Genomic DNA, 12,797 nt, shown 5'->3' with positions numbered 1-12,797 from the left:
GTGCTAACTTGAGGTTACTGAGGGTTAGGATCAAGGGAAAGATGGCCCACTTCAGAAAGGTTTACAGTAACTCCACCTCCCTCTCTTACTACTTTCCTCCTAGGACAACAGTGCTAGGAATCATGGCCGCGGCCCTGGGAATGGAGAGGGATAGCTACTATGAGAAACTAAACTGGTACGATGTAGGTGTAGCAGCCCTAACTCCCTTGAGGAAGCTGGTGACTGGTGAGGATGTTCTCGATACGGACCAGGTTTCTGTCACTAAACTGAGGGGACTAGGGGTAGAGTGCCCACCACCAAAGAGGTAGTGGTCTCCTCCAGCGGTGATTTCCTGGGTTACGAGATCTACATTAGTCCAGCCGAACCGAAAGTCGAGGAGGCTTTCGTGAGACCCGCCTATCCCCTATCCTTGGGGACAGCGGGTATGCTGGCCTGGACGGAGCAGGAGGAGGTGGTGGAATGTTCGGAACTGCCCCAGGGTAAGTTGAAGGTGGTTGGAGCAGTACCTTCTAGCTTGAAGGTGGACTTCGAGCCCGGGGTTCAACTCTCAGTGGAGGACATCGTACCCCGGGAGTTCAAGGAGGGCAGGAGACCAGGCGTGACCAGGAACTACTTCTTCTCCGTCAGTGCGTCCCCCTACACAGTTCAGCTAGGTTCCCCTTAAAGGGAGCCGTATGTGAAGGGAGAGGGATAGTTTTCCTTTGAGGGTATGTCTTAAGCTCAGGGTCCTGTCGGGCGAGGTGCCCGTTCACTATAACTACTTAGTTCAGTCACTCATATATCGTCGGCTTCCTGAGAGAACCAGGAAGTTACTTCATGACGGTGGAGTCAAGGAGGGTCCGAGGAGGTTCAAACTCTTCACGTTCTCTAGGTTATACGGAGACTTCACGAGGAGAGGAGAAGACCTAGTGTTCAAAGACTTTGTCTACCTCTGTGTCTCCTCTGTGTTCTCGAAGCAGATGAAGGCATTGATGAAGAATTTCGGAGAGCACCCTGAAGTGAGGATAGGAAAGGCCAAGCTCACCGTGGACAGCATGAGGGTGGTGAAGTTCCCTAACTTGGAGAACAGGGAGTTCTACACCCTTTCTCCAGTGGTGGTCACAAAGAAGACCGAGGTGACGAAGTACCTCCTCCCTCATCAAGAGGAATACTCTCTTTGGTTGGAGCTAAACGTGAAAAGGAAAGTCAAGGTAGTGACGGGAAGGGAGATCAAGTCTCCCGTCAGGGTTCGGTTCCTGAAGTGGAGGAGGACAGTAACCATGTACAAGGGGAACGTCGTTGTGGGGGCAATGGGTAGGTTCAAATTTAACGCGCCGAAGACCGCGATAATGATAGGTTACTTGGCAGGTCTAGGAACAAAGAACAGTCAGGGGTTCGGTATGTTCGAGTTTCAAGGAATAAGTGTGAGGGACCTACTAGGCTAAAAGGACTCGTTACCTCCAACCTCCCGAGTTCATGATGCTTTGGTGAATACTCGAACTTCGCAACTAGCTCAGCGAAGGGAGAAGTCTCAGTGGTTTTTATACCTCACGCTTTGACGACTCAAGTTCGACCTTTAAACCAGAGTGATGAAACGCGATCGCTTTGGACAAACCTCTCTCCAAGTCCAGACGTTCTCAACCACAGTTAGACTAGAACAGACCATAGGCTTGGTCATTCATTCCTAATGGCCAACTCCTTCAAAGAGACCGTCTCGTTGTGAGAAGGTGTAAATTGAGGTAGTTGTAGTTCACGTACAACCGGTTGACGAGAGTCGAACTGAAGGCTATTTCCAGCTTACTCCCGACCGTCCAAGTGAACATCCTGTCAACTCCTTAGAACTGGGCCTAGACTCACGGCTTGAGGGAGTTCCCCCTCAGAGCTCGACATTGGTCGTCCTTATCGCCTCGCGAACTATTACGTTAACTACAATCGATGGAAGCGTAAATGCCCTCATTCAGGTCTACGAAAACACCAAGCCCTCCTTATCGATTCCCTAATCAATTCCCTAGGGCTTATTCGGGCTAGGTCTGTTTGACTGTCGTTCTAAAAACAATGCTCCTCGTTCAGAGAATTGTCTCTCTACATGGACGTTTAGATTCTCGCCTTTTTGAAGTAAGCACAAAATCTCTCCAACCTCCCACATCCATCTGAGATGGCCACGGCTCTCCCCGTCTACCGTGAGATCCGACCGAACCTTCACCTTGATTACCTGGTTCTTCTCCTCGTACTTCTTTGGAATCCTCAACTCCTCGATGGTATCAATGCAAATATTCTTCTAGCCGAAAGCACTGAAGCTCACCGAACCCTAGACTTTGTTTCGTGGAAAATATTCTATTGAAGGGATTTAAGTGTAAACGTAGCTCGCACAGCCGGTGGGAGAAGTGAATCAAAGGTGGATTATTCGGCCTTGAAAAGATGTCGGAATGGTATCTTGAAAATGAATATCCTAAAAAATAAATATAATAATAAATGTTGACTTATAAAAGGATATAATCAGAACAATCCTTATTAGTAACGGGAAAATTAAATTCAAAAGACTTACATGACACGCCCAGTCTGGCCTCTGCGGGTCTATTTACTGGGAGCGGGACCGTCGGTGGGGTGGCCTCTGGACGGCGGGGAAGGTGCCGAGCTCGCGGGTCAGTCAGATGGGGTGGAGGCTTAGTTTCTCCTGGCCGTAAAGCAGTCCTCCAGGCCCGTCCAAGAAGCGCTGAGGAAATCGGTGTGGGCCCTCAGGGTCGGAAGGCTCCTCCCCACCTTTCTCTCCACGAATCGGATTGTGTTTAGGTTCGCTGTCCTCACAACGTGCTCGAGGGCATGTGTGAAGTGCCATCACAACGAGCACCTTCGGATTCGCCTGGATCCCATTTCTCGGGACTCTTTCTAGGAAGTCGAGTACTAGCCTTTGTTTCGAACTGTTTTTCTCTCCACGCCGTCTTCCCCTCGGCGGGTCGTACGTCGGACCAGGAACGTTCCTCAACGTCAGGGTCGCGACATTGGCCTCCCCGACTAGGGTCTTACCCCACTTTAGTTCAAGACATTGGGAACTTATTCATTCTCTTTAATTGAAATTGAATTTTCCCCTTGACACGCCTCAACGTTGGTCACCCCAAATGGAAGGGATGAGCCTGCTTTTCAAGAAAATGAGAAACTCCCTTCCGTAATACCATCATTAGTGTTGAAAGAAGAGCGAATCGGCTTCAAAAGATTTCATTTCATTCAAACAGAAGGACGGGTGTTACTGAAAACTAGAAAAGTAAGCGAGGTAATTACGAATAAACAAACTTTTAAACAGGGTCCCGATTGCGCTTTCGACGGAGGGTACGGAGTTCCAGAGGGGAACTTCGTGGCCTCTCGAAGGGGCTTACGGGGATGGTTTACGGCCGTCCGGGAGTAGGAGGTCCGGATCGGGAGACGGTCACACCTCCTGTCCTTCCACGACCCTCCAATTCCGTGCACCCCTTACGGTTTCCTCTGAACCCCTTCCGTCGCAGTTCGCGAAGACCCCCGCGACCTCGCCGAGCCCCAAGGATCGCAGTCCTTCCCCTAAACCGTCTTCCCGCATCTCTCCTCGATCTTCCCCTCTTGTCGAGCAGCTCCAAGTTGCCCACCCGAGTTGGTCCTCCTCGACCCCTACTCTTCGTCTGTACTTCTTCAAAGTGTCATCTCGAAAGTCCGCGTTTACTGTGGAGGAGGGGCGATGAGGCTGGGGTCTCGATCCTCCTCTGGAGTTCAGGAAGTTTCGGGGCGAAGGGGGTCCCAACTGCTTTAGAGACCGAGCCCACCCTTCGAAGATGGGAGTCGCCCCGGAGGAGCCCCCTTAGACGAGGGGATCGTCGACGGGTCGTGGAAACATCGGGCGAGAGGACACTCCAGTGGGAACCTCGACCGCGGTCGGAGTGAGGAATCGTCAGTTGTGCGAGTCTCTTCCGTCCTTGGGGTACACCCTCCGAAAGGGAAGAGGAACGGAGGTCCACCGACGACTTTGGAACACGACTCACCTCGTTCTGTGTTGAGTGGAAAGGTCCTCCCCATCAGACGAGTATCACTCCGTCGACGTCGAAACCGTTCCTCTTCAGGAAGTCGTAAAAGGAGCGATCGGCGGTGACCACGGGAACCTTGGTGGTAGCGTGGGCGGAGTACAACGTCGCGTCGAACACGTCGTTCCACCCCCTACTCACCACGTCGTAGGCCACCTGTACGTCCTGACCCTCCAAATTCACGAACCTGAGGGAGCTAACTAGGTAGGACAAACCAACTATGGCTTCCTCGGGCACCTTCCTCAACTTCAACCTCTTGGCCTCCTTGAACACCACCGCGAGGAGCTCCACCAACATGAGGGAGGGGTAATAAACAGTTCTACCCTCGAGGAGCCGATCGCTCTCGATCCCCCTGACCTTGACTCCGAGGAAGGGGAGTAGGAAAGTGGTGTCAACGATCAATTCCGAGAGATCTGCTAACTTCCTCTCCAACTTCCTCCACCTCGTCGACGTCGATCTCCGTCCAGTACTTAGAGGGTCTCCTCAAGGGGATCAGCTCCAGCCTGTCTCCCTTGCTCACCAGGACCAACTTGTCCCCCTCCTTTACGTTAATGCTCTCGGCCACGTCCTTAGGAAGGTATATGGAGTTCCTCTTGCCGACCCTTATCACCCTGTCCACGGGATAATCTGATCAATCAGACTAATAAGCTTAATCTGAATCCCCTTTGCCCCGAGACACTCCCCCAACGACTACTTCCCGCCATCTCCTCAAGCTCTACCTCGCTCGAAGGGGCAATGTTTTTCCAAATTTAAAGGAAAACGAATCTGTCGCGGAGCCCTGAACCCGTCGTTCGCCGTTTCACGTAGACGAGTTTCGACCCGCCGGTGATTCGTTGGTACCTTGTTCGCCCTTTGGGGGCGCCATTAGGTCCTTTCGCTCGAAGGAGAACTGTCCTTCCTCGGTTCGGAGTTTCTGGGCTTTGACGCACAAGTAGTCTCCCCTGTCGTATCCTGGGGAAGGGAGTTCGTATTCCAGGTTGGAGTACTTGGGATGTCGCGTCAAGGTCTGCATGACCTCGACTTCCCTGAAGCGAGTTTGGGCCAGAAGCTTCCTCACCTCGTCCACGGTCGGCCACTTGGCTCCCTCCAAGAACTTCGCGGGGTAGGGGTTCTCGGGGGAGACGTCCCTAAGGTCCTCCCAACCGACCTCGGAGGCGAGTCTATAGAGGAGGCCGTATGAGCCCTCCCCCGCGACCCAACAGAGAACTAAGTGCCCCCCGTCCTTCAGTACCCTCTTCACCTCCAGCAGTGCCTTAACTGGGTCGTTCAAGTAGTGAATCACGCCGTTCATGAGGACCGTACTGTAGTTGGTCTGAACCGGTAATTCCTCGGCGAAACCCCTCAACACCTTTAGCCCCCTAGCTCGAGCTATCCTCCCCATCTCCGAAGGCTCCACGCAGTCCTCAATTACGATCCCCCTCTCCCTGAGCGCGGCCTCGAATAGTCCGCTGCCGCATCCAACGCTCAAGATCTCCTTCTCTCCCCTCAAGAGTTCCTCAACCAGACCGAGCTCCGAGAGGAACACGTTGCGGTTCTTCACGAACCAAGAGTCGTACTCTTCGGCGAACCGGTCGAAAGCTGACACAATATTACCTACTTAATAACTTACTTATAAGTATTTCGGACGTCAGGTCTGCGCAAATTAGTTTGAGGTTTCCTCACGCGTAGCTGGTTCTTCCTCTCGCTCTAGTCGGGCGTAACGGGTCCAGAAAGACGTCCGGGAGCACGATCGGTTCCTCCGCGACCTCGTCTATTGGTAGCGGAGGCTGGCGATCGACGCGTTGCACGATTCGGGACCGTCGATCTCGGCCCCCCTCGAGGGGCTTTTTCGGGACAGCGGAGAGACGGAAAATTCACCTAGTGGGGGACCTCCGGTTAGGGGGCCCGGAGAGGAAACCGTTAGGCCTCCCCATGGGAGAGACTCTGGCGTTCGATGGCGGTTCAATGGGTTTCAACCTCGTCGTGGACGAAGTTTCGTAGAAGGCCGAAGGGAGGAAATCGAGGCCGACCGTCGAGGGGAGGGAAGAGCCCCTCGATCCGCTTTCGAAGGACGTCGAGGCGTTTCGTCGGCCGAGGTCCCCTGGAAGGACGTGTGTCCTTAAGGGGGTGGAAGGGTAACTTGAAGGGTACTCGGTGGAGGTGCGAGTCTACCGGCGGAGGCGGTCTAACGCTCCTCAGACCCTCAAGTAGATCCACCCCTCGGCCTGCCTCCTCACTATCTCGGCCACCCCGGCGTCGACTACCACGGTCCCACGAGGGAGTGTCGACTCGTCTATTCCCCTGGCCCTCAGGGAGTTCCTGCACGCCACCACCTTGGCTGGGTGGAGCCTACCCACCAGGGAGGGGTCTAGCACCGCGTTGATCGCGTCCTGGTGGAAGACCACCTCGACCTCCCCCACGTCCATTTCCCTCAGCAAGTTGATCACCGAATTCACCCCCTTCTCCGGGTCGTTGGCTACCTGTACCACCACCTTCAAAGCGCGCCCTCCCTCGGGATCCGGCAAGGCTCTCACCCCAACCACTTGAAGCCGTACTTCTCGTAAACGGCCCTGCCCTGAGAGAGGAGGAAGTCCTTCACCCTTTCGCCCCCGTTCCCGAACTTGGTGACGGCCACGGACAATCTCCCCTTCCTTCCGGTGGGGACGCTCTCGAGTCCCCACTTCACGGCCTCGGTCATCCAAACCACCCCCGCGTCCACCAGTCCCCTCCTCATTAGGGCCGGGGTCTCCCTGTGATGCACCTTTGTCACGTAGCTCCTCTCCCTCAAAGTGGAGTAGTCTCCGCACTCCTCCTCGTATGCGCTCCTGAACACCTCCCCTATACCCTCGATCTCGGGGTTGGGCAAGGCGACCCTCATTCCAGCGAGGTCGCACATGTCCTTCATCCTGAACCTGGTGGCGACCACGACCTCGTTCTCCACGTACTCCACGGGGTCCTTCACGAGGTCCGCCACCTGCCGCATCATGGAGGGCGGGAGCGACACCACGTCGGGCCTGACGTCTATCGACAGGTTGCCTATCTTAACCACGTCCCCCGCGATCTGCCTCACGATCGCTCCCGGAGGCAGGGTCTCGACGAAGACGTCTCCCATGCTTGGAACGAGCTCCTCTAGGACGAACCACTGGTTCCCGGCGGCGAAGAACTTCACTCCGGATAGCTTACCGTACAAGTCCTGGAGCAAATCGAAGCCCTCCAGCGTGAGGTCCAACATGATGCTCCCCTGCACGGGTTAAAATAAAAACGTTCTGGTGCGGGGCGACCTGAACTGGCCACGGGGAATCCCCTTCCCAGGTCGACGGAGGAGCCCTGGACTTCTACACGGGGACACGACGTCCCCCTCCCGAGAGGTCTCCAGACCCGACTCCTGACGTACCCCAAGTACGGAGGTCGCCCCCAGATCGACGTCGGAACGGGGGCCGCCCTCGGGTCCAGGTTTCCCCTCTCGCGACCTCCTCCGGTCCCTGTGCCCTAAACAGGCCGCACCTGAGGGCTTCCGAACGGTGGAAATGTCGCTTCAGACCGCAGTTCCCACAGACCACGGAGAGTTCGCTTAAAGGAGGCCACGGAAGCTCCTGCCATTGAGATACGACCGACGGTAGGAGGGTACTGTCCGCTCGCGTGGCCGAGGGAAAGCCCCACTGAGTGGGTTGACGAGGACGAGCGTACACCGCGTCGGAAAGGATTGTAGGGATACGTAGCAGATCGGTGGTGGAACGCTTGGGACGCCTCGTATCGTCCAGGGGAACCCTACACGGACCGCCAAGAAGGTTCGTCGATCGTTCGGAGTTAGAAAGTACTCCGACGTGGTGGTGCAGGCCGTGACGAGTGAAGTCGGAGAGGTTCCAAATCACGTAGAGGACTGGCGGACGGGCGTCGTAGCTGGCCCACGAAAGGAACCCGAGAACGATCCCTCTACCCTTCGGCCCAAAGAGGGGAAGGTCGGCAGTACGGTCGGGACTCAGTTTACCTCGACCCTTCTTACAACGTGGTGGACCCAGCGGCCAAAACTTCTACAGCGCGATTCCGTACCCCCTTCAGTTGGGAGGGACGGTGAAAGGCCGTGACCCGTAAGTCGACATATCTCGCTCTCCTCACACTCGCCGCGGTTTACCTGGTTTGGGCCAGCGTCCCGTCGTTGTCCTCACCTACCGTCGAGGAGATGGCAAACACTTTCACCGCGAGCGTCACGACACCTCACGTGTGCGTATACAACGTTAGTGACGTTCACACCAACGACATCAGTGGGACGTCGCTCGGCCTGCGGTACTCCGTCAAAGTTACGATACCCCATTATTCGGGGAGGGTATTCCTCGCGGCAGGGGAGGTTCCCCTCGGAGCTAACCCCTGTACTTACCTTCCATCGTCCTTCTCGCCCGGCCACGTGCCGCCCGCGGTGTACAGCGGCTGGTCCTCTCGGACCTATGTCGTGACGTTTTTGAACTCCACAGTCTACGCCGGGAACCAGACGTTTAGGGCTAGCTTCGATGCGGTGTCCACCCCCAACGGTGACTGGGTCGTAATGGAACAAACCTTCGATCCTTCCGAAACCCCCGTCTTATGGATCGTGGTGATCGTGAACGGTCACGCCTACAGGATAGGGACGATAGAGTTCGTGAGGGTCGGGGAGGGACTACTGTACTTACCTAAGGTAATGAGGTGAAAATATGTCAGTTCGCCCCTAAACTAACCCCCAGGAAGGCTTTCTCGACTCCTCGAAAAATTAAGAGGACGACAAAGGGGAGATCGTTGCGGTTTCGCAATGAGGAAACAGTTGGGCGGGACGCACGCAGACGATTTCACCGAGTTCACCTGAAAGAGTTAACTCTTCACTGTACGAAACGAGCGACTCGCCCGCGAAACTCGACGAGGTGAACGAGTTCCAAGCTGACCCGAGTGAACCCCGAAACGCTCCGAAGAGAACCTCTGGCGAGTTCAGACGATGTGGAGATCGACGCCGCACACTCCAGTGCGAAGTACCATAGAGGATTTCAGACGTGGTGATCTCCTCGTTGACGTCCAACCGGAACTGAGGAAGACGTCTCGGAGGCCACGCTTTAGAACCTCGGTACTCCGTTCAGAATCTAGAACGGAACGCCGGTGAGGACAATTGAAGGATGTCGGGCTCTTCCCTCCGGCGATGAACGTGGAGTTCGCACTGTGTGAGGACAACTAACAGGCTTCCGTGAGGCCAGGCGAGTGGGGGCTCTAGGGATGTGAGACCGCACTAAGACGAAGTAGGCTGAGGAGGGAAGTTGAGAACTCGACGTTGAACGCTCGGGCGAAACGTTGGTAAGGATCCCGATCTCGCTCGTCCTTCGCAATTGGCCCAAGGACAATCAACTCTAGGGTGGAGGTGGAAATCATTCACCTGAACCGGTCATCGGTGGGAATTCCCAGGTACCTCCCCTCCCAGCGCTCCAGGCTTTCCCCCTGAGAGGTCGACCCATAGACCAGGCCGTGGATCCTTGACGGAAGGGAGAAGTGTGGAGTGATTCGCACTTCGAGGCGTCAACTCTCCGAGGACGAAGTCCTTTCCATTGCTCTCTGCCGCGTTCCACTCAACAGCGGAAGCCCCCGTCCAGACCTCGAGTTTGGACCCTGCGGTACGACCAACTGCCTCCCCTGCCTCTGGTTCCGTCCAGACCTCGAGTTTAAACTGCACTACCCGAAGTCGACGTAGTACACGTTCCTCCCGTCCTCCCTCCTCACTTCGACGACCACCGCCACAACACCGTTCACCAAGACGAGTTCCCCTTTCCCGACGAAAGTCCTCGCGGACCTCGTCCTCCTCCTCAGAGCGTAGGCCAACCCTCCCGCCCCTCCAACGGGCACTACGACCTCTGCAAGGGAGACCAAGCTCAGGACTCGCACCGCCTTCTCCACGATCGGACCGTTCACGTTCACCACCCGACCGTTGCTCACGTTGTAGGTCCCGACCCATTTGACGTTGAACGGGAAGCCGACCTCCCGGTAGAGCCTCACGGTAGATCCCTGGTCCATCCAAGACGAGTTACCGTCTATTACGACCAGGTACTGCTTCACGTAGTCGGGAGTGACGTTCGCGGGCCCTGTGACGGTGAAGGTGGACCGTCCGATTAGGGAGTACCTCACCGTGGAGTTCACCTGGATCAGGGCCGGGATAGTCGCCACAGCGTCCTGGTCGATCCACGACGAGAGGGTCCCGTTGGGGAGGGAGAGGGTCACAAGGTACTGCTTCACGTAGTCGGGAGTGAGCTCGGCCGGCACGGTCACAATGAAGGTCGAGGGCCCCACTAGCGAGTACCTCACCGTGGAGTTCACCTGGATCAGGGCCGGGATAGTCGCCACAGCGTCCTGGTCGATCCACGACGAGAGGGTCCCGTTGGGGAGGGAGAGGGTCACAAGGTACTGCTTCACGTAGTCGGGAGTGACGTTCGCGGGCCCTGTGACGGTGAAGGTGGACCGTCCGATTAGGGAGTACCTCACCGTGGAGTTCACCTGGATCAGGGAGGGAAACGTTATCAGCGAGCCCGAGAAGTACCAACCGCTGGAGGTAGTTTGCGGGTAGACGACCTCGACCAGGAACTGGAGGGTGTAGTTGGCCCTCACCAAGTATATCCCTGGTCCGAGGTCGAGTCCCGACCCTGAGCCCAACACCTGCAGCGAGTCTAGCAGGTACCTCACGCTTCCCCGTGTCGAGTTGGTGGGGAGCTTCAAGGTCACTGGGGCGGGGAGGTGGTAGGTGGAGTTGGAGAAAGCGACCACGTCCCCGACGTAGAAGGACGGCAATTGCGACACGACCGTGAACGTCGCGATGGGGAGGGAGTGACTTGTATTGCTTGCAACCCGTTGGACGTTCCCACCACGATCAGGTTCCCCTGGGAGTTCACTGCCAGGGATCTGATCTGTCCCACACTGTAGGACCCGATCTCCTCGCCGTAGTCGAAGACCAGGAGTTGGGATCCGCCCAGTTCGGCCACTGCTACGACTGAACCGTTGGAGGACTGGGCCACTTCCGAGTCACCGAAGGGGAGGGAGTAGTTGAGCACGTAAACCCCGTCGCCCGTGACGAAGTGGAGTCCGTAGTTTCCAGCCACCGCCGAGAGGGCTGAGTTGGGGGAGTCGGAGACCCATATTAGGGAGGTGTTTCGAGAGTTGGGTCCGAGGTCCCTCACCCAGAGCAGCCTCCCATCGCTTATCTCCAGGACGTAGTTGTCCCCCCCGAATGCGTAGGAAACGTAGGCCCCCACAACTACCCCGTTGGGCCCGAGGGCCAGGGAAGTGGGGTCGTAGGTAGACACGTTCCACAACACGCGCCCCGTCTGGGAGAAGTCGATCACCCACCCCCCGTTGGCGTAACCGTTCCCGGCGCCCACTATAAGGTCTCCCGCAGGAGTGAAGAGGAGCTGGTGGACGCCGAAGTAACCCGACGGCGAGTAGTTCCAGAGCAGGTCTCCCGACTCGTCGTAAACGTAGACGGCGCCCTCGGGGGACGGCCCTCCTACGCTCACAGCCACCTGGTCGGCGGAGGAAATTGCGAGCGACGTGACGGTGGGGTAAGAGTACTCCACGCTCCACATCCCGCTCCCCGACGTAGAAAACACCTCGACGCTGGAACTCCCCGAACTGAAGATGGAGCTACCGGAGCTGACTCCCACGGCCACGAGATTAGGAGAGAGGGCGACGGCCGTGGCCTCGTGGCTCAGCGAGACGTTCCAGAGCTGGGTTAAAGTACCGTCCGAGTAGCTGTAGAGGTCCAGGTAGTAACAGGTCTTCTGGAAGATGAACAGGAAGGTGGTGGTGACCTTCGCTCCGACCGCGATGAGGTAACTTCCGTTCACTTCCTGTGGGTACATGGCCATCGCAGTAACGTCGAACCCGGCGGCGGACTGGGAACTAGCCGCGATCGAGAGAACTGTGAAGGCCGCCAGTACCAGGAGGATGAGTGCGGGGAGGGGCCGGGAACTCATAACTGTTGATCGCTCCTATCGAATTTTATGTCTTATCGAATTTTATGTCTTACTGGAGTGGGCTTCAGTCCACTGTCTCGCAATTACCTAGGTTCCTCCCGAGGGGGGTGGTCACTCGACCTCAGTTCCCTGTGGACGTGGAGGGTTCCCACCGTTCAGATCGATGATCTTCCTAAGGTGGTCGACAACCTAGTGAGGTGACCCCAAGAGTCCCTCCGAGGTCTCTTCCCCTCCGCGTAGCTCTCCTTCACGATCCATGACGAAGGGGAAAGGCCTCCTGACCCTCTCTACCAGTTATTACAACCTTCCTCGTCGTTCCCTGTCCTCTCGGCGACTCGATGGATCCTTTCACTTCTCGTCGAGCTCGGAGCCCACGTCCGTTATCGCTTTGTCTTGTTCTTTGACTCGTCCCTCCAGGTGTCGACTCCCAATCAGACCGTCCTTCAACACGCTGGGCCAACCGTCCTTCAACACGCTGGGCCAATGTAAAGTACTACTTCCCTGTCGAAGTGAGTTAGCCAGCCCTGGGAGCTTCCTGGCCGAAAGGTCCATCCCTCGACGGTGGAGGCGGACTGCGCAGGCTCCGAGGCACCTCGGGACTCACGACGGTTTGGGTGGAGGTGAGTTACGTCGATCCCCTCCTTCATCTCGGTTACGTTCATTCAGACCTTGAGTATTACGGAAGTTCCCGCGAACCGTCGTTTGAACTCGTACTAAGGGAGAATAGGCGGTGAATGGAAACTTTCCAACCCCTTCAAACCCCTCTTTCGCAACTCTCATCGACCCCCGCGTCCCCTTCCTTGGACCTTAGTTTGTTTCCGAGATA

Annotated in this window: 12 protein-coding genes; 4 read left to right on the top strand and 8 right to left on the bottom strand. The window is 56.5% G+C overall.

Annotated elements, in window-relative coordinates; genetic code table 11:
• Positions 1–8 precede the first annotated feature (8 nt).
• From cas5 to cas6, 3 genes are read left to right on the top strand one after another with little or no spacing between them, the layout of a single operon-like run.
• Positions 9–308 carry a CRISPR-associated protein Cas5 gene (gene cas5, locus HS1genome_RS08685; protein WP_197721483.1) on the top strand — a complete coding sequence of 100 codons (300 nt, stop codon included), beginning with the start codon at positions 9–11 and terminating at the stop codon, positions 306–308.
• The gene (locus tag HS1genome_RS08680; RefSeq protein WP_126450500.1) at positions 287–664 is read left to right on the top strand and encodes a hypothetical protein; all 378 of its coding nucleotides are present in this window, start codon (positions 287–289) and stop codon (positions 662–664) included. Before cas5 ends, HS1genome_RS08680 begins: the two co-directional genes overlap by 22 nt.
• A gap of 37 nt (positions 665–701) precedes the next feature.
• On the top strand, positions 702–1,424 hold the full coding sequence (gene cas6 / locus HS1genome_RS08675) for a CRISPR-associated endoribonuclease Cas6 (protein WP_126450498.1): 723 nt from the start codon (positions 702–704) through the stop codon (positions 1,422–1,424).
• A 2,592-nt stretch (positions 1,425–4,016) separates the two neighbouring features.
• On the opposite strand, the gene HS1genome_RS08670 is transcribed toward cas6, so the two are convergent.
• The 5 genes from HS1genome_RS08670 to HS1genome_RS08650 all read right to left on the bottom strand — a co-directional run bounded on the left by HS1genome_RS08670 (position 4,017) and on the right by HS1genome_RS08650 (position 7,233).
• Entirely contained in the window at positions 4,017–4,454 is a 438-nt protein-coding gene (locus HS1genome_RS08670; RefSeq protein WP_126450496.1) for a PIN domain-containing protein, read from the bottom strand.
• Positions 4,414–4,641 (bottom strand): AbrB/MazE/SpoVT family DNA-binding domain-containing protein, encoded by a 228-nt coding sequence (locus HS1genome_RS08665; RefSeq protein WP_126450494.1) that lies wholly within the window; start codon positions 4,639–4,641, stop codon positions 4,414–4,416. The genes HS1genome_RS08670 and HS1genome_RS08665 overlap by 41 nt, the downstream gene beginning before the upstream one ends.
• A gap of 180 nt (positions 4,642–4,821) precedes the next feature.
• Positions 4,822–5,607: a class I SAM-dependent methyltransferase gene (locus HS1genome_RS08660; protein WP_126450492.1), complete on the bottom strand. Its 786-nt coding sequence runs from the start codon at positions 5,605–5,607 to the stop codon at positions 4,822–4,824.
• A gap of 589 nt (positions 5,608–6,196) precedes the next feature.
• A complete protein-coding gene (locus tag HS1genome_RS08655; protein WP_197721482.1) occupies positions 6,197–6,499 on the bottom strand; it encodes a DsrE family protein in 303 nt (100 codons plus the stop codon).
• 32 nt (positions 6,500–6,531) lie between these two features.
• Positions 6,532–7,233, bottom strand: a complete 702-nt coding sequence (locus HS1genome_RS08650) for a molybdate ABC transporter substrate-binding protein (protein ID WP_126450490.1) — start codon at positions 7,231–7,233, stop codon at positions 6,532–6,534.
• Positions 7,234–8,082: 849 nt separating this feature from the next.
• On the opposite strand from HS1genome_RS08650, the gene HS1genome_RS08645 reads away from it, so the two are divergent.
• Positions 8,083–8,682 (top strand): hypothetical protein, encoded by a 600-nt coding sequence (locus HS1genome_RS08645; RefSeq protein ID WP_229768086.1) that lies wholly within the window; start codon positions 8,083–8,085, stop codon positions 8,680–8,682.
• Between the two features lie 717 nt (positions 8,683–9,399).
• Here HS1genome_RS08645 and HS1genome_RS08640 read toward each other — a convergent pair.
• The 3 genes from HS1genome_RS08640 to HS1genome_RS08630 are packed head-to-tail and all read right to left on the bottom strand — an operon-like array spanning position 9,400 to position 11,971.
• A complete protein-coding gene (locus HS1genome_RS08640) occupies positions 9,400–9,684 on the bottom strand; it encodes a hypothetical protein (RefSeq protein WP_126450488.1) in 285 nt (94 codons plus the stop codon).
• The gene (locus HS1genome_RS08635) at positions 9,684–10,799 is read right to left on the bottom strand and encodes a hypothetical protein (RefSeq protein WP_126450486.1); all 1,116 of its coding nucleotides are present in this window, start codon (positions 10,797–10,799) and stop codon (positions 9,684–9,686) included. The genes HS1genome_RS08640 and HS1genome_RS08635 overlap by 1 nt, the downstream gene beginning before the upstream one ends.
• Positions 10,721–11,971, bottom strand: coding sequence for an outer membrane protein assembly factor BamB family protein (locus HS1genome_RS08630; protein ID WP_126450484.1), 1,251 nt, complete (start codon positions 11,969–11,971; stop codon positions 10,721–10,723). Before HS1genome_RS08630 ends, HS1genome_RS08635 begins: the two co-directional genes overlap by 79 nt.
• Positions 11,972–12,797: the final 826 nt, after the last annotated feature.

The sequence above is a fragment of the Sulfodiicoccus acidiphilus genome (assembly GCF_003967175.1).
Taxonomy (GTDB): Archaea; Thermoproteota; Thermoprotei_A; order Sulfolobales; family Sulfolobaceae; genus Sulfodiicoccus; species Sulfodiicoccus acidiphilus.
Note: the sequence above shows the minus strand (reverse complement) of the source record. Positions and strands in the feature narration are given on the sequence as shown.